20 protein-coding genes and 2 pseudogenes are annotated in these 22842 nt (G+C 41.7%); 14 read left to right on the forward strand and 8 right to left on the reverse strand.

Annotated features, from left to right (window positions below):
- Nucleotides 1-184 precede the first annotated feature (184 nt).
- The 7 genes and pseudogenes from sufB (at nt 185) to HWQ43_RS30340 (ending at nt 7137) form a co-directional block, all read left to right on the forward strand.
- The gene (gene sufB / locus HWQ43_RS30310; protein WP_099103157.1) at nt 185-1624 is read left to right on the forward strand and encodes a Fe-S cluster assembly protein SufB; all 1440 of its coding nucleotides are present in this window, start codon (nt 185-187) and stop codon (nt 1622-1624) included.
- Between the two features lie 105 nt (nt 1625-1729).
- A complete protein-coding gene (gene sufC, locus HWQ43_RS30315) occupies nt 1730-2521 on the forward strand; it encodes a Fe-S cluster assembly ATPase SufC (RefSeq protein ID WP_292740543.1) in 792 nt (263 codons plus the stop codon).
- Nucleotides 2521-3891 (forward strand): Fe-S cluster assembly protein SufD, encoded by a 1371-nt coding sequence (gene sufD, locus HWQ43_RS30320; RefSeq protein WP_292740545.1) that lies wholly within the window; start codon nt 2521-2523, stop codon nt 3889-3891. Before sufC ends, sufD begins: the two co-directional genes overlap by 1 nt.
- A 14-nt stretch (nt 3892-3905) precedes the next feature.
- Nucleotides 3906-5168, forward strand: coding sequence for a cysteine desulfurase (locus HWQ43_RS30325; protein WP_292740547.1), 1263 nt, complete (start codon nt 3906-3908; stop codon nt 5166-5168).
- Nucleotides 5169-5271: 103 nt separating this feature from the next.
- Nucleotides 5272-5880 (forward strand): annotated as a pseudogene (locus tag HWQ43_RS30330) (hypothetical protein).
- Between the two features lies 1 nt (nt 5881).
- Nucleotides 5882-6514 carry a Uma2 family endonuclease gene (locus HWQ43_RS30335; protein WP_292740549.1) on the forward strand — a complete coding sequence of 211 codons (633 nt, stop codon included), beginning with the start codon at nt 5882-5884 and terminating at the stop codon, nt 6512-6514.
- 47 nt (nt 6515-6561) lie between these two features.
- Nucleotides 6562-7137, forward strand: coding sequence for a Uma2 family endonuclease (locus HWQ43_RS30340; RefSeq protein ID WP_292740551.1), 576 nt, complete (start codon nt 6562-6564; stop codon nt 7135-7137).
- Here HWQ43_RS30340 and HWQ43_RS30345 read toward each other — a convergent pair.
- Both HWQ43_RS30345 and HWQ43_RS30350 read right to left on the reverse strand, forming a co-directional pair.
- Nucleotides 7115-7357, reverse strand: a complete 243-nt coding sequence (locus HWQ43_RS30345; protein WP_292740553.1) for a hypothetical protein — start codon at nt 7355-7357, stop codon at nt 7115-7117. The two genes, HWQ43_RS30340 and HWQ43_RS30345, sit on opposite strands and share 23 nt — an antisense overlap.
- Nucleotides 7358-7607: 250 nt before the next feature.
- Nucleotides 7608-8090, reverse strand: coding sequence for a tetratricopeptide repeat protein (locus tag HWQ43_RS30350; protein WP_292740555.1), 483 nt, complete (start codon nt 8088-8090; stop codon nt 7608-7610).
- Nucleotides 8091-8308: 218 nt separating this feature from the next.
- Here HWQ43_RS30350 and HWQ43_RS30355 point away from each other — a divergent pair.
- Both HWQ43_RS30355 and HWQ43_RS30360 read left to right on the forward strand, forming a co-directional pair.
- Nucleotides 8309-8485 (forward strand): annotated as a pseudogene (locus HWQ43_RS30355) (hypothetical protein); the annotation flags it as partial.
- A gap of 691 nt (nt 8486-9176) precedes the next feature.
- Nucleotides 9177-9581 (forward strand): DUF2294 domain-containing protein, encoded by a 405-nt coding sequence (locus tag HWQ43_RS30360; RefSeq protein ID WP_292740557.1) that lies wholly within the window; start codon nt 9177-9179, stop codon nt 9579-9581.
- On the opposite strand, the gene HWQ43_RS30365 is transcribed toward HWQ43_RS30360, so the two are convergent.
- Together HWQ43_RS30365 and HWQ43_RS30370 are read right to left on the reverse strand one after the other, a co-directional pair.
- The gene (locus HWQ43_RS30365; RefSeq protein ID WP_292740559.1) at nt 9562-9945 is read right to left on the reverse strand and encodes a response regulator; all 384 of its coding nucleotides are present in this window, start codon (nt 9943-9945) and stop codon (nt 9562-9564) included. The two genes, HWQ43_RS30360 and HWQ43_RS30365, sit on opposite strands and share 20 nt — an antisense overlap.
- Nucleotides 9946-10344: 399 nt before the next feature.
- Nucleotides 10345-11649 (reverse strand): CCA tRNA nucleotidyltransferase, encoded by a 1305-nt coding sequence (locus HWQ43_RS30370; protein ID WP_292740560.1) that lies wholly within the window; start codon nt 11647-11649, stop codon nt 10345-10347.
- Between the two features lie 86 nt (nt 11650-11735).
- Between HWQ43_RS30370 and HWQ43_RS30375 the strand changes: the two genes are divergently transcribed.
- The 3 genes from HWQ43_RS30375 to tsaB all read left to right on the forward strand — a co-directional run bounded on the left by HWQ43_RS30375 (nt 11736) and on the right by tsaB (nt 13466).
- Nucleotides 11736-11984 (forward strand): Ycf34 family protein, encoded by a 249-nt coding sequence (locus HWQ43_RS30375; protein WP_251960287.1) that lies wholly within the window; start codon nt 11736-11738, stop codon nt 11982-11984.
- A gap of 173 nt (nt 11985-12157) precedes the next feature.
- Entirely contained in the window at nt 12158-12649 is a 492-nt protein-coding gene (locus HWQ43_RS30380; RefSeq protein WP_292740562.1) for a 6-aminohexanoate hydrolase, read from the forward strand.
- 160 nt (nt 12650-12809) lie between these two features.
- Entirely contained in the window at nt 12810-13466 is a 657-nt protein-coding gene (gene tsaB / locus HWQ43_RS30385; protein ID WP_292740564.1) for a tRNA (adenosine(37)-N6)-threonylcarbamoyltransferase complex dimerization subunit type 1 TsaB, read from the forward strand.
- A gap of 31 nt (nt 13467-13497) precedes the next feature.
- On the opposite strand, the gene HWQ43_RS30390 is transcribed toward tsaB, so the two are convergent.
- Nucleotides 13498-14415 (reverse strand): AEC family transporter, encoded by a 918-nt coding sequence (locus HWQ43_RS30390; protein ID WP_292740587.1) that lies wholly within the window; start codon nt 14413-14415, stop codon nt 13498-13500.
- 102 nt (nt 14416-14517) lie between these two features.
- Between HWQ43_RS30390 and HWQ43_RS30395 the strand changes: the two genes are divergently transcribed.
- Entirely contained in the window at nt 14518-15327 is an 810-nt protein-coding gene (locus HWQ43_RS30395; RefSeq protein WP_292740565.1) for a M15 family metallopeptidase, read from the forward strand.
- 295 nt (nt 15328-15622) lie between these two features.
- Here HWQ43_RS30395 and mrdA (HWQ43_RS30400) read toward each other — a convergent pair whose 3' ends face one another.
- Nucleotides 15623-17461, reverse strand: a complete 1839-nt coding sequence (gene mrdA / locus HWQ43_RS30400; protein WP_292740567.1) for a penicillin-binding protein 2 — start codon at nt 17459-17461, stop codon at nt 15623-15625.
- Nucleotides 17462-17802: 341 nt separating this feature from the next.
- The gene (gene mrdA, locus HWQ43_RS30405; protein ID WP_292740569.1) at nt 17803-19650 is read right to left on the reverse strand and encodes a penicillin-binding protein 2; all 1848 of its coding nucleotides are present in this window, start codon (nt 19648-19650) and stop codon (nt 17803-17805) included.
- 288 nt (nt 19651-19938) lie between these two features.
- Between mrdA (HWQ43_RS30405) and HWQ43_RS30410 the strand changes: the two genes are divergently transcribed.
- Complete coding sequence (locus HWQ43_RS30410) at nt 19939-21066, forward strand: ABC transporter ATP-binding protein (RefSeq protein WP_292740571.1); 1128 nt, start codon at nt 19939-19941, stop codon at nt 21064-21066.
- A gap of 372 nt (nt 21067-21438) precedes the next feature.
- Here the strand turns inward: HWQ43_RS30410 and HWQ43_RS30415 are convergent, their stop codons facing one another.
- Nucleotides 21439-22671: a PAS domain S-box protein gene (locus HWQ43_RS30415; RefSeq protein WP_292740573.1), complete on the reverse strand. Its 1233-nt coding sequence runs from the start codon at nt 22669-22671 to the stop codon at nt 21439-21441.
- Between the last annotated feature and the right edge of the window lie 171 nt (nt 22672-22842).

Genomic DNA, 22842 nt, shown 5'->3' on the forward strand with positions numbered 1-22842 from the left:
TTAGACAACATTGTTGTTGTTAATTTAGCGTAAAATGAAGATAGATTAAACAACATAGCTGTTGTTTTACTCTCCACCACTATTCTAGCAGGCGTGTAACCATTCCGTAACGGGAGATGGAAATCGGTTAGCCGCAGCCCGTCTCCCATCCTAAAAGAGTTCAGAACACGAGAGATTATTACTGATGAGTGCCACTGTCAAAACCTTAGTCAACCAACCCTACAAGTACGGCTTTATTACAGATATTGAAGCCGACACTATTCCGCGTGGACTAGACGAGGACGTTGTTCGCTTGATCTCATCTAAGAAGAACGAGCCGCAGTTCATGCTGGACTTCCGCCTCAGAGCTTATCGCCAGTGGCAAAAAATGACGGAACCAACTTGGCCGAATGTCAAGTATCCGCCAATTAATTATCAGGATATCATTTATTACTCAGCGCCAAAACGCAAGAAAGAAAAACTAAACAGCTTGGATGAAGTTGATCCAACCCTTTTAGAAACCTTTGAGAAATTAGGCATTTCTCTATCTGAACAGAAGCGGTTGGCAAATGTCGCTGTTGATGCAATTTTCGATAGCGTTTCTGTCGCCACTACATTTAAAGAAAAATTAGCGGAAGATGGCGTTATTTTCTGTTCGTTTTCCGAAGCGTTGCAAGAACACCCAGAACTGATTAAAAAATATTTGGGTAGCGTTGTTCCTATAGCTGACAATTATTTTGCCGCCTTGAACGCCGCCGTATTTAGCGATGGTTCTTTTGTATACATTCCTAAAGGCGTGAAATGCCCAATGGAACTGTCTACCTACTTCCGCATCAACTCTGGTGATACGGGACAATTTGAGCGGACTTTGATTGTCGCTGAAGAAGGTAGTTATGTTTCTTACCTCGAAGGTTGCACCGCACCGATGTATGATAGCAACCAGCTGCACGCCGCAGTTGTGGAACTCGTCGCCCTCGACAACGCCGAAATTAAATACTCCACCGTGCAAAATTGGTACGCTGGAGATGCCAATGGTAAAGGCGGTATTTACAACTTTGTCACCAAGCGCGGTTTGTGTCAGGGCGTAAATTCCAAGATTTCCTGGACTCAAGTAGAAACAGGTTCGGCAATTACTTGGAAATATCCTAGCTGTGTGTTGGTGGGTGATAACTCTGTGGGTGAGTTTTACTCGGTGGCGCTGACAAATCATCAGCAGCAAGCAGATACGGGTAGTAAGATGATTCATGTAGGTAAGAATACCCGCAGTACAATTATTTCTAAAGGAATCTCCGCAGGTAATTCTAGTAATAGTTACCGGGGTTTGGTGAAAGTCAATCCAACGGCGAAAGGGGCGAGAAATTATTCTCAGTGTGACTCAATGCTGATTGGGGATAATGCCCATGCCAACACTTTCCCTTATATTCAGGTGCAAAATAACGGTGCGAAGGTGGAGCATGAAGCTTCTACTTCTAAAATTGGGGAAGATCAGTTATTTTACTTTGCTCAACGGGGTATTTCTTCAGAAGATGCTATTTCGATGATGATTAGCGGCTTCTGTAAGGATGTTTTCAATCAGCTACCGATGGAGTTTGCTGTGGAAGCTGATAAGTTGTTGAGTTTGAAGTTGGAAGGCAGTGTTGGATAAATGGAAGCAAGGATAAACACAGGGACATCGGCGTTCTGTGTTTATCTTTTGGAAGAGTAACGAACCGCCAAGACGCCAAGAGCGCAGAGAGAAAAGGGAGAGAAGATGATTATTGAAAATAGTGAAGTTGTGCTGTCAGTACGGAATCTGACGGCTAATGTTGATGGGACACCGATTTTGAAAGGTGTGAATCTGGAGGTGCGATCGGGTGAAATTCATGCGATTATGGGGCCGAATGGTTCTGGTAAGAGTACCTTTTCTAAGGTGTTGGCTGGACATCCGGCGTATGAGGTGACTGGCGGTGAGGTGATTTTCCAAGGGCAAAATCTGCTGGAGTTGGAGCCTGAGGAACGCGCCAGAAGTGGTGTATTTTTGGCGTTTCAGTATCCGTTAGAAATTCCCGGTGTGAGCAATTTGGATTTCTTGCGGGTGGCGTACAATTCCCGTCGCAAGGCGCAAGGTTTAGAGGAAATAGACGCTTTTGATTTTGACGATTTGATTGAGGAAAAGCTGGATGTGGTGAAGATGAATGCCAGTTTTCTCAGTCGGAGTTTGAATGAAGGGTTTTCTGGTGGCGAGAAAAAGCGGAATGAAATTCTGCAAATGGCGTTGCTGGAGCCAAAGTTAGGAATTTTGGATGAGACAGATTCGGGTTTGGATATTGACGCGCTCAGAATTGTGGCGAATGGGGTAAATCAACTGGCAAGTTCAGACAATTCGACAATTTTGATTACTCACTACCAACGGTTACTCGATTATATTGTGCCTGATTTTGTGCATGTGATGGCACAGGGGCGAATTATTACCAGTGGTGGTAAGGAATTGGCGCTGGAATTAGAGTCTCGCGGTTATGACTGGGTGCTGGAAGAATTTGCAGCTGCTGAGGTGGGTGTGTAATGAATATTCAAGTATCTCCTAGTCCAATACCTAATTCAAATGCAGTCAGTTTGACATCGATGTTAGATAGAGATGATTATCTGACTGGGTTGTTAAATCAAGTAACAGCGACTAAAACAGAAGGTTGGTTGCAGGAATTACGCCAAAGTGCTGCTAATTGGGTACGTCACTCGATTCTCCCGACTACCCGCGAGGAAGAATGGCGATTTACTGATTTGTCGTCTCTACGAAAGGTGCAATTTAATGTAGAGGTGGGAAATTTTGCGTCTCTAGAATTTGATATTTTGCCAGAGGCGGCTAATAGTCGTTTGGTATTTGTTAATGGCGTTTTTGCGCCGGAGTTCTCAGCAGTTTCAGATTTACCATCTGGAATTGTAGTGAGTAATTTGGTTGGTTTGTCTGTGGTTGAGCAGCAAGCTGTACGGCAGTATTTAGCTCAAGCTGAGGGAGCGCAAGAAGTTTTTACTGCTCTCAATACAGCTGGGATAACTGATGCAGCTGTGGTGTGGGTAAAGAAGAATGTGGTAGTCGAAACGCCAATTCATCTGGTGTTTATTTCGGTTGCGGGTGAGACGGCGGCGATTTCGCAGCCGCGTTGTTTAGTGGTGGCGGAAAGTGGTTCGCAGGTGACGTTGGTTGAAGAGTATACGAACCGCGAAGGCGCAGAGAACGCGAAGGAAGAAGTTTACTTAACTAACGCGGTTACGGAAGTTTGGGTTGGTGACAACGCGGAAGTGAGGCACACTAGGGTTGAGCGAGAAGGTGCAGAGGCTTTTCATATTGGGAAAACTGCGATCGCACAAGCTCGTGATAGTCGATATACTTGTCATGCCATCACTTTAGGTGCGAAGTTGTCACGGCACAATTTGGAGATTTTGCAAACTGGTGAGCAGACACAAACTACTCTCAATGGTTTGACAATAATCTCTGGTAAGCAGTTGTCTGATACTCACAGTGCGATCGCACTCAACTATCCCCACGGTACAAGTGACCAATTGCATAAATGTATTGTAGGCGATCGCGCTCATGCGGTGTTCAATGGTAAAGTTTTTGTACCCAAACTAGCGCAGTTAACAAATGCATCCCAGTTGAATCGCAATTTGCTGCTATCGTCTAAAGCCAGAGTTGATACCAAACCCCAATTGGAAATTACGGCGGATAATGTAAAATGCGCCCACGGTGCTACCGTTAGCCAATTGGAAGATGATGAAATATTCTATCTGCAAAGTCGGGGAATTGATGAAAACGATGCTCGAAAGTTATTAATTAACGCCTTCGCTGCTGAAGTTATCAACCAAATACCGATTCCCTCTCTGCGAGAAATCCTTTTAAACACAGTGAATAATCTCAAGTCCCTGACTAATGAGTAATAACTAATCTACCAATGACTTTCACCTCTACCAAAACCCTTGCTGATAAAGTTCGCCCTGACTTCCCGATATTGCATCAGGAAGTTAACGGAAAACCCTTGGTCTATCTAGATAATGCTGCAACATCGCAAAAGCCTTTGTTGGTGTTAAATACCCTGCGGGATTATTACGAACACTATAATGCTAACGTGCATCGAGGTGCCCATTCCCTGAGTGCTAAAGCTACTGATGCTTATGAAGGTGCGCGAGATAAAGTTGCCAAATTCATTAATGCTGCATCCCGTCAGGAAATCGTCTACACCCGCAACGCAAGTGAAGCGATTAACCTAGTAGCTTACAGTTGGGGAATGAATAATTTGCAGCCTGGGGATGAGATTATTCTGTCGGTGATGGAACACCACAGTAATATTGTGCCTTGGCAATTGGTAGCACAAAAAACGGGTGCAGTACTGAAATTCGTGGAACTGACACCTGAAGAGACTTTTGATTTGTCACAGTATAAAAAGCTGATCTCCGACAAAACCAAGTTGGTGTCGGTGGTGCATATTTCTAATACTTTGGGTTGCATTAACCCAGTGGCAGAAATTGGTGCGATCGCTCACAGCTACGGTGCTAAATTTTTAGTTGATGCTTGCCAAAGTGTTCCTCACTATCCTGTCGATGTGCAGCAGATAGATTGTGACTGGTTGGTAGCTTCGGGCCATAAAATGTGTGCGCCAACTGGGATAGGATTTCTGTATGGCAAGTTGGAATTACTAGAATCAATGCCACCATTTTTTGGCGGTGGTGAGATGATAGCAGAGGTGTATTTAGACCATTCTACATACGCAGAGTTACCGCATAAATTTGAAGCAGGTACACCTGCAATTGGAGAAGCGATCGCACTTGGTGCTGCGATAGATTATCTTAGCAGTATCGGCATGGATAAAATTCACGCCTATGAAGCAGAATTAACCGCTTATTTGTTCCAACAATTAGAGCAAATTCCCCAAATTAGAATTTACGGCCCCAAACCAAATGCAAAAGGTGAAGGTAGAGCTGCTCTTGTGTCATTCACCGCCGGGGAAGTTCACGCCAACGACTTATCTACATTATTAGATCAAGAAGGCGTTGCTATCCGTTCTGGACACCACTGCACACAACCATTACACCGTTATTTAGGTCTTGCTGCAACCGCACGAGCAAGTCTATCTTTCTACAACACCCGCGAGGAAATTGATATTTTCATCAAAGCACTGAAAGAAACTCTCGACTTTTTTGCAGGTTTCCTTGCTTAAAGTTACAAAATATTTAGATAGTGATTGTGCCAAATATCAGCAACATATCTTGCTAATAGTTGGCACAATTTAATTATCTGGATTATTTACAAGAGAAACTAAAGTGCTATACAGTGACTTTACTTTAGACAGAGTTAGAAAAACCTTTGGCCTAACTATTTCTGATAAAACTGATATATTTGCATCTGTACATGAAGTAGAGTGTCCACCATTACTTGCAGAAGTATTGCGGGAAAATGTACCTTTAGCTCTTGCTAGTAATACTGAAAAATCCCGCTCAGAGATGATTATTGCACCTATTTTAATTGCTGTAAGGAAATATTTAAATAATCAAATAAGTTTATTTTCTGGTATCGATTTTACTGTTGATTCAGCACAAGGGTTAAATGGAAATTGCGATTTTATTATTAGCCGTTCAGCAGAGTTACTAATTTTGAACGCACCAGTTGTCACAATTGTAGAAGCTAAAAAATAAAATATCAATGCGGGATTAGGTCAGTGTGTAGCAGAGATGTTAGCAGCTAAATTGTTTAATGAACGTGTGGGTAATAACATTCAGGCAATTTATGGAACTGTCACCACTGGAACTAACTGGAAGTTTTTGAAACTTATTGGGCAAGTGATTGAAATTGACTTGAGCGAGTATTATATTAATGACATAGGTAAAATTATCGGAATTTTATCTAATATTCTGACAGAAAAAGTATTGTAATATGCTTGTCAAGTCAACCCTTGCGGAACAAAGAACAGTCTTACACAACGTTAGCTGGGAAACCTTTGAAGCCTTGCTGAGAGATACAGGTGAGCATAGAGGTTCTCGGTTTGTTTACGACTGCGGCATTTTAGAAATTATGACTCCACTTTTTGAACACGAAAACCCCAAAATTCAGTTTGACCGATTGATATTCGCTTTAGCAGTGGAATTAAAAACTAAAATTAGAAGTGCTGGTTCTACAACATTAAAACGTAAACCAATAACAAAGGGAATAGAACCCGATACTTGCTATTATATTCAAAATGAGCCATTAATTAGAGGTAAACAAGAATTAGATTTAAGAACAGATCCAGCACCGGATTTAGCAGTTGAAATTGATATTACTAGCACTTCTGTTAATAAATTTAATATTTATGCGGCTTTAGGTGTAGGAGAATTATGGAGATATGACGGTGAAGTTTTAAAATTTTATCAGCTAGTAGCAAGTGAATATATTGAAATTAATTCGAGTATCGCTTTCCCTTTAATTTCTGTTAGTGATATGAATAGATTTATCCAGCAAAGTAAAACTATGGATGAAATTGATTTGGTACAATCCTTCCGCGCTTGGGTGCAGGGGAAGATAGGTTAAAGTTTACCTAATTGATAAATATAATTACTGGCTTATTTTTCTAAGATATGCTTGTCAAGTCAACGGTTGGTGAACAAAGAACAGTGCTACATAACATTAGCTGGGAAACCTTTGAAGCCTTGCTGAGAGATACAGGTGAAGATAGAGGTTCTCAGTTTGCTTATGACTGCGGTGTTTTAGAAATCATGACTTCACTTTTTGAACATGAAAACCCCAAAATTCAATTTGACCGTTTTATTCTAGTTTTAGCTGAAGAATTAGGAATTGAAATTAGAAGCGCTGGTTCTACAACATTGAAGCGGAAAATATCAAATCGGGGAATAGAACCTGATACTTGCTACTATATCGAGAATGAGCTAGCTATTAGAGGTAAGCAAACTTTAGATTTAGAAAATGATCCGCCACCTGACTTAGCAATTGAGATTGACATTACCAGCAGTTCAGTTAACAAATTGGGGATTTATTCAGCGTTGGGTGTAACTGAACTTTGGAGATACGACGGGCAATATTTAAAGTTTTATCAGTTGATAGAAGGGCAATATGTCGAGTGTAAGTTTAGTATTGCCTTTCCTATAGTTTCAGTAAGTGAGATAAGTAGATTTATTGAGCAGAGTAAAAGATAATATCGGCAAGAATTTTAATTGCTGAGTTGGGATGTGCAATAAGACACCAGGGGTCTTTCTTGAAAATTGCTGTAACTGTGGCTATGGCATTCACGACATCCATACCATAACTCATAAAGGAATCTACCGTACCCCCATCAACAATTGAGTACCACTGAGAACCCAGAGACCACTCGTTTTGATAGTTACATCTTAAACCGTAGTCTTTGACCAGTGACATAGGCGCAGACCGTCGTAGACATCGCTTAGTAAAATCCATCGTGTTCCGCTTGCGCTATCTAGTTTGTACTAAAGTTAACTTTATTCAACTGAGAATTGTTAGTTGACGGTTAGTTGCTGTTAGTACAAGCAGCAATGACGCTGCTATTAATTCAGATAGAAGTGTATTGAATAAAATTATGACGACTAAGGCGATGAATTGTTGTTGATGAGGATGATAACGGATTCATAAAACAGTATGATGCTTTCTCTTATCTGCCGTTGTAGCTGAATCTAAATGTACATTCTAGAATCAACTTTTGATTGACTAAAGAATAGGGCTGAATTTCTAAAGCACGTTGAAAAGCTCGGATAGCTTGACCATACTCTCCTAGTGCTGCATAACATAAGCCCATACCATGAAGCGCCCCAAAATGTATTGGATTTATCTGTATAACCATCTGACAATCTGCCAGAGATTTTTGATAATCGCCAATACTGTAATAGAGGAAAGCTCGACGATTCCAAGCTTCGGCAAAATCTGGCTGGTCTTTAATTAATGCCGTCAGCGATGTTTCAGCTTCAGCAATTTCACCTGCATCCAGTAACTTTTGACTGCGGTCAATTATTTCCAGCCCATAGATTCCCTTTTGCTGAAACCAGATCCGCCAGATTTTTCTGGTTGCCTTGTCGCGCACTGTGGCATCCGGGTTTTTCAACTCTTCAAGTAATGAATTGATAAATAAAGAATCCATGAATTTGACATCAGTGAATATACCTTTGTATTAACTTTCTCACAAATTTTCTCGATTAAATCATTTTTAAAGTCATCTTTAAATTAGCCGTGATTAATCGCTAATTATGAAATTCCTGTGAGATTTATTGTGTTCAACAATACGACTAATACCATACTAGATATTTGGAGTCATAAAAATAAAAACTGACTACAGGTAGCTAACAAATCCCTTTGGCACTATTTATTACTCAAGCTCACATCAATATGCCAGAACTGCAAGATGCAGTAGACAAAGGTTATTTGCAGGTAGATAGCAAGATTATGAAACCAGGCGGTAATTTGGTTATCACCAAAGCCACAGTTGAGCCAGTTTGGTATTTACCAGGAATTGCCAAGGGCTTGGGCATTGCAGAATCACAGACAATACTTTTCGGATAAACGCCAACAATCTCTCTTTTGGTCTGGGGAAAGGTTACTGGGCTTGGGGTAAAGCTAAATTCAAACCCTTTCCCTTTCCCCCTTAACCGAAAAGTATTGCAATCACAGTTGCTTCGTCCGTACACAATGTGTCGCCAGAATGGAAGATATAGCCTTATAAGAATTAATGCCGAATATATTGTATTGGTTTTTCAAAAATTGTCTCAGTGGCTAACATACTCTTTATTAGAACCTAAGTTTCTCTGCTTATTCACTGCACAGCAAGGTATAGAGAGTTTTGTAATGTACATTACATTCTGATGTAACACTGTATGAGGCTGTCATTGATGACCATTTGGATGAACATGGCTATATTATTCCTGGGTTGGGAAATGGACGACGGGCTACGCCTAAGCTTATTTGGCACAAAATAAGCTAATTATTCATGAGCAAATGACGATTAAATCCAGTTATTAGCCGAACACTGCACAAATCGTTAGTTAACAAATTTTACTTCGTTTAATTTGGAAATATTCTTAAATAAATGCATACTAAATACATCACATTGATACACTAACTTCATATAAAATAGTGATTGATTTTTTCAGACTCTTCCATAATCATCTACTATAATGTTGGATACTTAAATTCCCCGATTAGAAAGATAAATATTACATAGTAGATACTAATGGTACAACCGACTATTGGACAATTAGAAACAGAAATATCACAGCGCATCATAAATTTATATAACGATCGACTAGGAAAGTCTCCTAGCCAAATCATTTGTCATTTTTTTGATACCGAAATCGTAATTTCTCTAGAAAGCTCTGTTACCAAAGCTGAAGAAACTTTACTGAAAGGAGGTTATGATACTTTAGCTGAACAAGTACGATTATATTTAGAGAAAATAATTAAACCAGATTTAAAAAATTTGATTGAGGAAATTATTGGTCAACCTATCCTTTACTTGATGACAAACACCAATTTAACAACAGGGCGTACTGGGATTGTTGTGATTCTCAAGGAATTACCTGAAGTTCGTAATCCCGAATCTATTCCCAAGATAAATGTTAGGAATTTAGCTGACTGATGTGGCGACTGATTACCACTTCTAATTGATTAAAATCATAGGGTTTAGTAATGCAATCATCAAATGCTGTGAGCATCGTGGAGCGATCGTCTTGTACCCTTTTTAAAGGTGTGACTGCAATGATTGGAATGCTAGCAGTTTTTGAGTCATGTTTGAGATCGTCAATGACTTGGTTCGCACTCAAATTAGATAGCTTCATATCTAGCAGGATTAAATCTGGTTGATGAGTTTGTGCCAACATCACAGCCCTCACCCCTTGTTTAGTACAAATACATGAAAAATTTAATATTCCTAGATGAGAATTAAGTAGCTCTAAATCATGTAAACTCTGTTCTACAACCAAAATTAAAGGCTGTCCATTCATAAGCAGTTAGTCCTGTCCAAGAAAAGCTAGGCATAAAAACTTTATCCATTAAGAAAACCTGAAAATCTTTTTTTCTAGTAAGTGTTTAAGTAAATGTACGAGAGTATCTTCAGACGACCAACTAAGGCATAAAAATAAATAGGTTAGTGTATATTCATTCGGTTGTCCATCGGCACTAAATTTCAGGAAATAACATAGCAAAGCAGTCATAACATCAAGCAAATATTAGCATAAGTGATGTATGTAATTGCCAGAATTGACTATAAAAGATTGGTATTTTATGGTAAATAGGGGAATACTTAAAGTACTTGAAGTTGCAGATTTACTAGCCTTAGCCAGGAGTGCTAAAATTGCGTAGGCATCGCCTTTGTTACATTACCATAAATTAATTAAGTATATTTAACCATCAAGTAACTGACGTGCATAAGCGATCGCCTCTGTTGGGGTTGAAAGTTTCCCCTCAGCTTGTGCTACACCAATTTCAGTCAGCAGTTGACCGATAATTGGCGAAGCTGGAATATCTAATGCTACGATCAACTCCTTCCCGCTTACTAATGGAGTGGGATGAGCGATCGCATCATCAGGGTTGAGGTAGCGGTCGATCAAAGGTGCTAAGACTTGGTAGCTCAAAGATTTAGTTTCCACTGCTGTGTGTAGTGGCTTGTCACTAGATATTGCCTCTACCAAATTATTAATTGCTACAGCTAGCACTGCCGTAGCGAGGAACACAATATCTGCGTTATGAAACAAAAAGTATTGTTCTCGTAAGGACATATCCACTACTTGAAATTGCGGTAACAGTTTCAGAGCAGTAGTTACACCTCGGATTTCGGCACGACTATAAGTTAGTTCCTGTAGCTCTTTTTCTGCTAATACTGGATCTGGGTTGACAAGACAAGCAAGTTTGGCAATACCTAGCCAAGTAGTTTTAATACTATCGCGGACATATTCTTGCAGTTGTGCCCCTAGTTGTTGCCAATTTTCTGTAAGTAAGGCGGCGGCGGTGTCAACTGCTGCTAGTTTTAACAAGCTTTCACGGGTGGCATTTTTGAAGAAAGGGGCAAGTAAACCATCTTCCCAAGCCGTTGTGATCCAAGGAGTACCCTGAGAATTTGCCAATAGATAGCCAATTTCTACCCTAACTCTTTCGGCTGCAACTTTGCTGATATGCGATGCCAAAGCACGAATTGCGGCTTGGGTAGCTGGCTCAACAGTAAAACCTAGTTGAGCAGCTTGGCGATAACCTCGCATTAACCGCAAAGGATCATCTTCTAGGTTCGCGGGTGATACCATTCGCAAAATGCCCTGTTGTAAGTCTACATAACCTTGCAGAGGATCGATAATTTCTTGCGTATGGGGATTATAAGCGATCGCATTTACTGTAAAGTCTCGTCTGTGCAAATCAACTTCTAAACTATCTCCTTCCTGTTGGGCAAAATCAGCCGTGGCGTGGGGAAAAACCACACGAGCAATTTGTCGTTTTGCATCAAGTAACACAAAACCAGCTTTGTAATGATGAGCGATCGCTCTCGCTACCTTTACCGCTTTAGATGGTATAACAAAATCTAGATCCAGATATTCGCGAGTTCTGCCCAGGAGCGCATCTCGGACAGCGCCACCTACCATGTAAGCGGGTTGTGGTAGGAATTCCAAACTAAAAGGCCAATTTTCGGGAGCTAGGGTAGAAGGAATTGATTCAAGCATTGTAATAAAAATCAACCCAGCAACTCATGAATAACAGTTGGGCTTACGTTAGATTAACAATAAAGGCCCCTGGAGTTGGTTCTATTATGTGTATTTGCGTGAATTGCCACTATGTAGACAGCTGTGTTACCTATCATGCCGTAGAAGGGCAGCACCAACAGCCTCACTTGACTGAAACACCAGATTTTGATCCGAATGAACCTTCTATCAATGTCAACATTCGGACTAAAGATGATGTAATTGAAATGGAATGGGATGTTGTTGGTTGTCTGAGCTTTAAGCGGGAAACAGGTAAGTGGTCAAAATTGCGTCCTGGTGAATTAGTGCCCACTTGATAGAAATGATTGGTGTATCTTACAGCTATTTTCAGGTAAACAGACCACGCGGTAGGGGCGCAAGGCCTTGCGCCCCTACAACCGATATGGTCAAAATACATGATTTCTGCTGTAATGAGATTTTGTCTATCAGCGATCGCAGAAGATAAAGAAGCCAGCCAAGCAAAAACAGCATGACCAACGCACAGCGATTAGACCATGTAGAAGATGAACTCGAAACTGTTAAGCGATTGCTAGTTTCTACTGCTAGCTACGCAGAATCAGCGAACAGACGGCTTGATGAGTTGACTATAAAACAAGACCGCACCCAATCTCACCTTGATGAGTTGACCATAAAACAAGACCGCACCCAATCTCACCTTGATCAATTAGGGGCACGTGTTGACCAGATAGGGGAAAAGGTTGACCAAGTTTCTGATAAGGTTGATAGTTTTATCACTCACACACAACGTCTATTTACAAAGGCAGGCAGTGAAATAGAGGAAACAAAGGCACGAACTGAGCGATTAGAAGCACTTATGCTAAAGCTTGATCGTAACTTTGATGAACAAAAATCTCAGTTTCAGGAGTTTCAACTGACTACGGGTGCTGCCTTGGAGCGAATTGACCGAGTTTTGGACTATCTATTGAGACAGCAAGGCGGTAATCCAAATCCCCCATCCTAGCCGCAATCGCTATTAGAAAGTCAACAGCATTGGCTCTCACAAACCTTGTAACAAGACTGTTTGACTGATTATTACTCAGTAGTTTTTCAATTAAGAACCGCTATGTTATATGCTTAAATAAATCGCGTTAACTCTATAAAAATAGATATTTTAAATAATTTTGACAACGAAACTAAAAGACATTGCAATAAATAAATACGCTTTGGCACTACATACTACCACACCAGAATTAGGTTTGGTAATTAGTAATTTTGATGGTGAAACTCGCTCTCAAACTTGGAATTTGGGGCGTGATTTATCTAGCTTGGTGCATCAATATTTAATTGAATTTATCAAACCGCAAACTTGGGCAGATTTGTCCTTTATCGCAGTTGCAAAAGGCCCCGGCGGCTTTACGGGAACTCGAATTGGTGTTGTTACTGCTCGGACTTTAGGGCAACAGTTAGATATTCCTGTATTTGCGATTTCAACTTTGGCTGCCGTAGCTTGGGCAGAAGCTGGCAAAAGTCAAAATTTAAAAACTTTTGCGGTGGAAATGCCAGCCCAACGAAATCAAATTTTTGCTGCTATTTATCAGTTTGAGCCAGATACTTCTAAACTAAAAGTGTGTTTATCAGATAGAGTGTTGACACCAGAAGTATGGCAGGAAACTTTAGCGAATTGGAACACTAATTATCAGTTGATTCAAGCTCAATCTGGGTTAGCAGCGACGGTGACAAGTATTTTGGAACTAGCTAATCTCGATTGGCAAGAGGGCAAATTCCCTAATTGGTCAGAGGCTTTGCCATATTATGGGCAACATCCAGTAGAAGTTTAACTGAGATGTGTCACAATCCATAAATCTATAATCAAAACAGCCACAACCAAACAGGGAGAGTAACCAGCAATACTATAGCCCCAGCAGCTAAGGCTGTAACTGCCAGATCGCGATCGAGATTGAATGTCTCAGCAATTACCAGTGTGCCGAAAGCTGGAGGCATAGCCATTTGTAAAACGATTACCTTTGCTGTAGAACCAGTTATTCCAAACACTGGTAAAATACTGCCTAATATCAAGGGAACTAGCAACATTTTGATTCCCAAGCTCATTCCTGCTTGTGGTAGGCTACCCCAAGATTTAAGCAGCCCTAGTCGCATTCCGATTAACACCAGAGATAAAGCTACACTACACCAAGCAAATTTCTCCAAGCAGAATTCTACTACTGTGGGAATTGTCGCTTCTCGAACCAGCAAGCCAAATCCGAAACTCCATAAGGCAGGATTAATTAAGATGGCCTTAGCAGTCTGCCAATGATTTTGGACACCAACGCCAAAACGCGCTGCTAGCAACACACCCAAGCCGTAAGTTCCTGGGAATGAACCTAACAAATCGTAAAATAGCGCCCAAGCAAAGTATTCCTTGCCTACCATTGCTAAGGTAATGGGAAAACCAAGATAACCAGTATTACCCAACATTGCGGCTAATATCAAGCTAGCCTGAGTTGGCGGTTGGGGAACAGTCTTTCTAAAATAGGCTTGTCCTTTAATGGCTAACCAAGCTAAAAATGCTCCTAGTAAAATGGCTAGGTAAGCGATCGCAGGTGCAATCCAAATTTGCCCTGATAAACTAGATTGACGCAAAAACGATACTATGCTTATGGGTACTCCCACCCAAAAAAGAAACAGTCCTAAACGTGTAGGAACTGTCACAGGTAGTTTGCGTCCCAGAATAAAACCTACCAGGACTAATCCTCCCAGCTTGACGTATAGTTCTAAAAGGTTTGTCAAGATTGTGCCCAAGAACCACAGATGTAAAATGCTACCTGTTACGTTTACTTTTGTCCAGTGCAAAATCTGTTATGGCTATTCCACAAAAACAGGAGTTTACCCTTGAATAAGGCAGGGTTTTCTGGAAAACCGCAAAACTCATCGAACGATTTTGGTGATGATATTCCAGTGGCTGTACGCGATACCCCTGATGCAACACCTAAAATTTGGTTGCCAACCCGAATTTTGCTGATTGGGGGAGTAATGGCATTTGTTCTGCTGGCTTTAATTAGCGGTTTTTTGTTTTTCGTCACTGCACCCAAAAAAACCGTCGATTCTCAACCTTTACCAGCTACTTCTGCTCCTACAACTCCAAATCCGACAGCATCTAATAATTCCAGCGATACTGTATTAGGGCATTTTCCATACCCAGAAGCCCCTGAGTCAGAACTAGTAACCATCTCCGCAAATAGGGGCATTAGAATGCGAAAAGCTGCTGCCCAAAAGTTTGAGGAGATGGTAGCAGCAGCCCGGAGTTCAGGTGTAATATTATTACCAATTTCTGCCTTTCGCTCAGTCAAAGACCAAGAGCAGTTGTTTTTTGCTGTCGGTGCCCAGCGAAATCAAACGCCAGCAGAACGAGCCGCCCTCAGCGCTCCTCCTGGTCATAGCGAACATCATACAGGTTATGCTGTGGATGTTGGAGACGGAGCAGTACCAGCAACTAATCTTCAAACTAACTTTGACAATACCAAAGCTTATCGGTGGCTGCAAGCTAATGCAGCGCGTTTTGGCTTTGAAATGTCATTTCCCAAAGATAATGCTCAAGGTGTGAGTTATGAGCCGTGGCACTGGCGTTTTGTAGGCGATCGCAATAGCTTAGAAATGTTCTACAAAGCCAGAAACTTGAAACCCGCTAAGATATCGCCATAAAAGACAGCAGACAGGAGTCAGGAGCAATTAGTTTTATCCCTCGCTCCTTGTTCTCTCTTTGCTAATGGAGGCTGAAGCAGTAGTTCTGTAACGGCTGGAGAGTAATATTCAGCAATTTTCTTAGCGATCGCATCTGGTCGAGATATTTTATCTAGATTGCAAAGGTAAAGGTAAATTCCCCTTTCCCCCTTAACCGAAAAGTATTGGAGCAGGAAGACAAGGTGATTTAGTCTTTCTCCTTGTCCTCAATTCTCCTTGTCCCCTTGTCCTTTTCCCTTTGCCCAATGCCCCACGTCTAGCTTCGTCTGCTATTTCCTAGTTTTTCAGGCTGAGGTTTCTGATACTTACCTGGATACTTGCGCTGAAAGTATTCCTCCATAATTTGTAAAATCATGGGCGCAGCAATACTACCACCACCGCCACCGGAATGTTCAGCAAATGCCACAATCACAACTTCTGGCTGTTCAGCAGGTGCATAGGCTCCAAACCAAGCGTGATTTTGCTTAACACGGCCTTTCCACGCTTCAGCCGTGCCACTCTTACCGGCTACTGGGGGAACTGTTGGCTGCTTCAAAGCTTTACCCGTACCTTCAGCTACTACTTTCCGCAGCCCCTGACGAAGAACACTTATAGTTGTCGGCTTCATATTTAAAGATGCTCGCCAGCTTTTTGCTTCTTCATTGTCTTTAAGCAAATGCGGCTGGACTCGATAGCCACCATTTGCGGGCACAGCAAACATGATGGCGACTTGTAAAGGTGTCGATTGTAAAGCACCTTGACCAATTGACATATTAATGCTGTCGCCTACAGTCCAAGGTATCTTCCAAGTTTTCTGCTTCCATGCCTCATCTGGTACTAAACCTTTTGCCTCTTCGTTGCCAAACTCAAAGCCAGTTCTTTTACCAAATCCATACTTGCGAGTCCACTCAATTAAAGTTGGGCCGCCGACTCCGCGACCAATTTGATAGAAGAAGGTATCACTACTCCACTGTAATGCTCCGACAAAACCCAATGGCCCGAATCCGGCGTGATTCCATTCACCAAATCGGGTGCCGCCAAAACTCAGGGAACCGTAGGTTTGCAAAACTGTGCTAGGAGAAAATTTACCTGATTCTAGACCGGCTGTGGTGGTAACAATTTTGAAGGTGCTAGCGGGTGGAAAGGCGCTGAGGGCGCGATTCACCAAGGGATGATCGGCACCTTGGACAAATTCCCAATCTTTTTGGGTGAGTTTCTGCTTCGAGAAAATATTTGGGTCAAAGGTGGGATGAGATACCATAGCTAAAACAGCACCGTTCTTTGGATCGAGTGCCACGATCGCACCGTCGCGATCGCCTAAAGCTTTTTCTGCTGTCTTTTGCATATTTAAATCTATGGTCAAGTGCAAATCGTTACCAGGTTTTGCCTGTTTCTCACCCAAAACCCGGAGCGGGCGACCAGCACCATCCACTTCTACCTGCTGACCGCCCCATTCGCCCCGCAGAGTTTTCTCATAAGCTTTTTCAACTCCCATTTGACCAATTACATCACCCAATCTGTAGCCTTCCTGCTTCTTTTCTTTTAACTGACCGCCGGTCAGTTCTCGCGTATAACCTAATACATGAGCTAATTCCTTGGCGTGGGGGTAGTAACGAACGGCTTCTGTATGGATTTCTACGTCTTTAAGTTCAGTTTGATACTCTTTCAATGCTGTGATCTGCGCTTCATTCAAGTCACGAGCAATTCGGATGAGTGAAGAAGAGTTAGCACCTGCCTCTTCTAGTTTCTTTTCCATCTCTTCTTGGGGAACGTCGAGAATTTGAGATAGACGCGCTCCTACTAATGACCACGCTGGCTTGGTATGTGCCATCGGCCACAAATATACAGAGCGAGGATAACGAGTACTGGCTAAAAGTTTGCCGTTGCGGTCAAAGATATTCCCCCGTTCTGGTTGTTTGGGAATCATCCGAATTCGATTTGACTCGGCTCGTTTTCGGTGGCTTGCTCCTTCAGTAATTTGCAAATATGCCAAGCGAATGCTGATTCCTGTCAGCATCAATAGAGTAAATATAATTAAAAATATCGGCTGGAAACTTTGTCCAACAGTACGTGTATTTTTTTGTCCGCCAAGTGGAGATGGTTTCAGGAAAGTCATAAGGCAAAGAGGATTTCAAAATTAAGATTATCTGTAAATAACTCTGCTAAATTCTTAGCAGGTATTTAAGGGCAAACTAATTGGCAGTAATTAATTGTTTTCAATTGATACCATAAGCTCATCTCTTCTATTGCATCGCCCAAAGGCTTTTTGAATTTTAAACTTTGCACACTACTGGTCTATCGCATTAATTTTGATGAGTTTGTAGTAAGCACTGAAGTGCTTAAAAATCCAGGACAAAAGTCCTTAATACGAACTTTTTCACCCATCAAAACTAATGGGATAGACTAGAAACTCTTACGCTGTATACCTGTTTGACTTTTGACTTTTGCCTTGCGGTATTAGTCTCCAGTGCTATGTCCTGAACTTTGAGTTTTAGCTTCTGATGGGTCAAGCTGAGGTTTTTGATACTTACCTGGATACTTGTGCTGAAAATAAGCTTCTAGTACTTGTAAAACCATCGGACCGCAAATAGTACCGCCATGTTCGCCAGTATTTTCCCCAAAGGCCACAACCACAATTTCTGGCTTATTACTGGGCGCATAAGCACCAAACCAAGTATGATTTGGGCGACCAACACCAGCTTCAGCTGTGCCACTCTTCCCGGAGGCTGGGGCAATTGTCGGCACGTCCAAGCGCTTACCAGTGCCTTCACTCACTACCTTTCGCAGTCCGTCGCGGAGAACTTTGATAGTTGTTGGCTTCATATTTAAGGATTCTCGCCAACTTTTTGCTTCTTCGTTATCTTTAAGCAAATGCGGCTGAACTCGATATCCACCATTAGCAGGGACAGAAAACATAATCGCCGATTGCAGAGGTGTCACTTGCAAAGCACCTTGACCAATTGACATATTAATGGTGTCACCAACAGTCCAAGGCGTTTTCAAAACTTTTCGCTTCCATGTTTCATCTGGAACCAAGCCTACTGATTCTTCATCACGAAATTCAATACCAGTTCTTTGACCAAACCCGTATTTGCGACTCCATTTAATTAAAGTTGGGCCGCCGACTTTTCTGCCAACTTGATAGAAGAAAGTATCACTACTCATAGCGATCGCTCTGGGAAATCCCAATGGCCCGAATCCGGCGTGGTTCCACTCACCAAATGTCACCCCACCCACGGTAAGGGAACCAAAGGTTTGTAGTATTGAGTCAGGAGAAAATTCACCTGATTCCAGTCCAGCTGTCGTAGTCACAACTTTAAAAGTACTGGCGGGCGGAAAGGCACTCAGGGCACGGTTGACCAAAGGATGATCTTTACCTTGGACACTTTCCCAATCTTTTTGAGAGAGTTTTTGTTTGGAAAAGATATTTGGGTCAAAGGTGGGGTAAGATACCAACGCTAAAACAGCACCATTGTTTGGATCGAGTGCTGCGATCGCACCTCGATGATTTCCCAAAGCATTTTCGGCTGCCTTTTGCACATCCAAATCTATGGTTAGGTGCAAATCATTACCAGCTTTTGCCTGTTTCTCCCCTGTAACCCGGATTGGTCTACCTGCACCATCCACTTCCACTTGCTGACCGCCCCATTCGCCCCGTAGAGCTTTCTCATAAGCCTTTTCCACGCCCATCTGACCGATTACATCTCCCAGTCGATAGCCTAACTCCTTCTTGCCCTTTAACTGGTCGGCGGTCAACTCCCGTGTATAACCTAGTACGTGCGCTAATTGCTTACCGTGAGGATAATAACGTACAGAATCTGTATTGATTTCCACTTCGGGGAGTTCATTTTTATACTCCTTTAATGCCGTAATTTCTGCTTCATTTAAATCGCGAGCAACCCGGATGAGTGAAGAAGAATTAGCCCCTGCTTGTTCTAATTTCTTTTCCATCTCATCTTGGGGAATGTTAAGAATTTGCGCTAGACGCGGGCCGACTACAGACCAGGAAGGCTTAGTATGTGCCATCGGCCACAAATATACTGAGCTAGGATAGCGAGTACTGGCTAAAAGTTTGCCATTCCGGTCAAAAATATTGCCTCGTTCTGGTTGTTTGAGAATCATCCGAATTCGGTTCGCTTCGGCTCGTTCCCGGAGTTTTGGCCCTTCAACAATTTGCAAATAGGCTAAACGAGCCTCAATCCCACTGGTCATTAATAGGGTAAATACGATTAAAAATATTGATTGGAAACCACGTCCAACTGTACGTGTATCTTTTTTGCTGCCAAGTGATGGGAATAAAGACATAAGTATCAATTTAAAATGAATAAACGCAATTCTAGCCAGCCTTTTAGCAATTGCTAATATGCAATTTTAAGGTGTATTAACTTAATCACAGAATATCCAGTAATAAAATTGGTATATAAAACTACTATGAGTTATATTCCACTTACTGGGTATGAAAGAATCGGGCAAGTATATTCTTGAACAATTGTTTTTGGCGGATACAATAAACCAAAGTGTCAAATATAGTCTGCCCAAAAGACTAGAGCAATTGACAAAATAACGTAATATTGCGGCATTCTACTGAGGATTATGGCTCAAACTGTCATGCACAATCAGAGGGGGATAACAAGTTTTCAGCCACTTGATGTTGAACTGCGTAACGTGTTCAAGTTTTTTAACCAAGAACCAGCAGTAAATGGAATTGATTTGGATGTCAGACAAGGAGAATTTTTTAGTATTTTAGGCCCCTCCGGTTGTGGTAAAACAACAACACTGCGCTTAATTGCTGGGTTTGAAATTGCTGACGCTGGTAAGGTGTTTATTCAGGGTCAGTCCATGACTAATGTGCCCCCTTACCGCCGACCCGTCAATACTGTATTTCAAAGTTACGCTCTATTTAACCACCTGAATGTCTGGAATAACATCGCCTTTGGACTGCGGTTAAAAAAAATACCCAAATCGAAAATTGAAGCTAGAGTCCAAGAAGCTTTAAAACTCGTGAAAATGGAAAGTTTGCGATCGCGCTTTCCCAATCAACTTTCTGGTGGTCAACAGCAGCGAGTAGCTTTAGCAAGGGCTTTAGTCAACCATCCCACCGTCGTCCTACTGGATGAACCTTTAGGGGCATTAGATTTAAAACTACGTAAAGAAATGCAGGTTGAGTTATCAAATTTACACAAAGACTTGGGGTTAACCTTTGTGATGGTGACACACGACCAAGAAGAAGCATTGTCTTTGAGCGATCGCATTGCCGTGATGAATCAAGGCAAAATTGAACAAGTTGGCACTCCCAGCCAAATTTACGAACGTCCTTGTACATCCTTTGTGGCTGATTTTATTGGTGATACTAATTTATTCAGTGGTGAAATCGTCGCGGTAGACTCCTCTAATATTAAAATTTCCACAAAAATGGGGCTATCAATTGTTATTAGCCGCGCTGAAGATACACCAACTGAATTATCACAAGCTGTAGTAGTGAGTGTGCGTCCAGAAAAAATACAGCTTTCGCTTTATCCACCTAATTTGCCAGCTAACTGCTTTGAAGGACGGCTTGTCAATGTGATGTATTTGGGCACACACGTTAATTATGTTATGGAATTAACAAATGGCATTAGTATTAATGTGTTGCAACCTAATACTTTTGGCACTTTACCAAACCGCGACACGCCTATTTATGCCTGGTGGGCAGAAACAGATTGTTTAGCTATTAGTCAATAGTTAATGGTCATAGAAAGCGGTGGCCAACCAGTACCGCAAAGCGGAAGTCAAAAGTCAACTGATTTTGGATTTTAAATTTTGGATTTTGGATTGACGATTTGTTCCGCCCACTTTCTTGCGGGGCATGAACCGCAACTTTTCTAAAATCTAAAATCTAAAATCTAAAATTGCCACGGTCAAAAGTCACGCATAATTTTATTCCGAGCTTATTGCACCATTTGAATCGTATGTTTATTTCCGCGCCCGCTGTACTAGTATAACTTTGTGGTTAAAAAGTAAGCAGATAATTCTGAGAAATGAATTTAGAGGCTGACAACCATTATTTATTTTCTTTTTTTGCCTTGTTCGGTCAATGCTGAATTGGAATTGTAATTACAAACTCTGTTCCTGCTGCTGGTGTTGAATTATTCGTAACAGGTCTTGAGTATATTCTTCAAGATGGCTGAGATTACCGTGAATAAAATTAACGGGGTTGTTGATTTCGTGGGCAACTCCAGCCACAAGTTGACCCAAACTAGACATTTTTTCTGCTTGAATCATTTGTGCTTGAGTTTGTCTGAGTTCTTGAAGAGTTTGTGCTAAATTTTCTGTTTGTTGTCGCAATTGGTCTTCCATCTGTTTGCGCTCACTAATATCCCTGGCGACACAAACAACGGTGTTTTCGGTCATACTGGCAATATTCGCCTCAAACCAAACCTCTCGGTCGCCTATAGGCAAGCTGTATTCTACCTTCATAGTTTTTTTCGTTAAGAGTGCTTGTTGAATAGAGTTGAGAAAATAGTCGGCACAAGCAGAGGGTAAAACCTCATGTATTTTTCTGCCCAGCAGTTCCGCAGGAGGTTGGTAGAGTAAGGGCGCACTACTAGGAGCGATTTTTAGGTATCTTCCTTCGGCATCTAAGACAAGAATTACATCCTGCATAGCATTGAACAACGCAAGTAATTCTGCTTGCGAGGCTTTGATTAATTCTTCAGCTTGTTTGCGACTACTGATATCACTAATAGCGCCATGAAGACCAATAATTTCACCGCCTGAGTCGAAAATTGGCGAAGCCACTGACCTCATCCAGCACCAACTTCCATCCTTTTTTCGGTGGCGAAATTCTATTGCGATCTGCTGCCCCTTGGTTTCCACCATTTCTTGGATTTTTCTCTGGGCTAGAGGGAAATCATCAGGATGAAGCAATGGCGCAAAGGGTTGACCAAGTAGGTCTGAAGGTTCCCATCCTAAAACATTTTTATACTGTGGTGAGACATAAGTAAAAAGACCTTGCAATGACATAGAAAAAATTAGGTCGCTGATATTTTCTACGAGTTGGCGATACTTAGCTTCACTCTCAGCCAAAGCAGTTACCGCCGCTTGGTGATGCCGTCCGCGAATTTTATTTGCTAATTCTACAAAGGTAGAATTATCTGCCAACTTCGACTGTAATTCTATCAGTTGTAAATTCTGTGGGACTTCATCAGTAATTGATTCCCAAATTTGATGTTTTTCGGCTATCAGCGTAGTTGAATAAAGGTCTTGCAATGCTTCTATTTGTTGCATTAATTGGGCATTCTGCTGACGTAAAAGCAATATTTCTTCATTGATTTTGTTAGTAGACATATTCAACTCCCATTTACTTTAATTAGTGCTGTTTGCGGATAGCTAAGGTTGAGCGAGTCCTGAGTCAGGCAGGACTTACGCAAAAATTGCTAAAAGCTTAATTTATCCAACCACCTTCTCTGCGAGAGGCTTCCGCCAACGCGAAGCGTCTCGTAGAGAAGACGCCTTTTC

It is taken from the genome of Nostoc sp. JL31 (assembly GCF_017114965.1).
In the GTDB taxonomy this organism is placed as follows: Bacteria; Cyanobacteriota; Cyanobacteriia; order Cyanobacteriales; family Nostocaceae; genus Nostoc; species Nostoc punctiforme_A.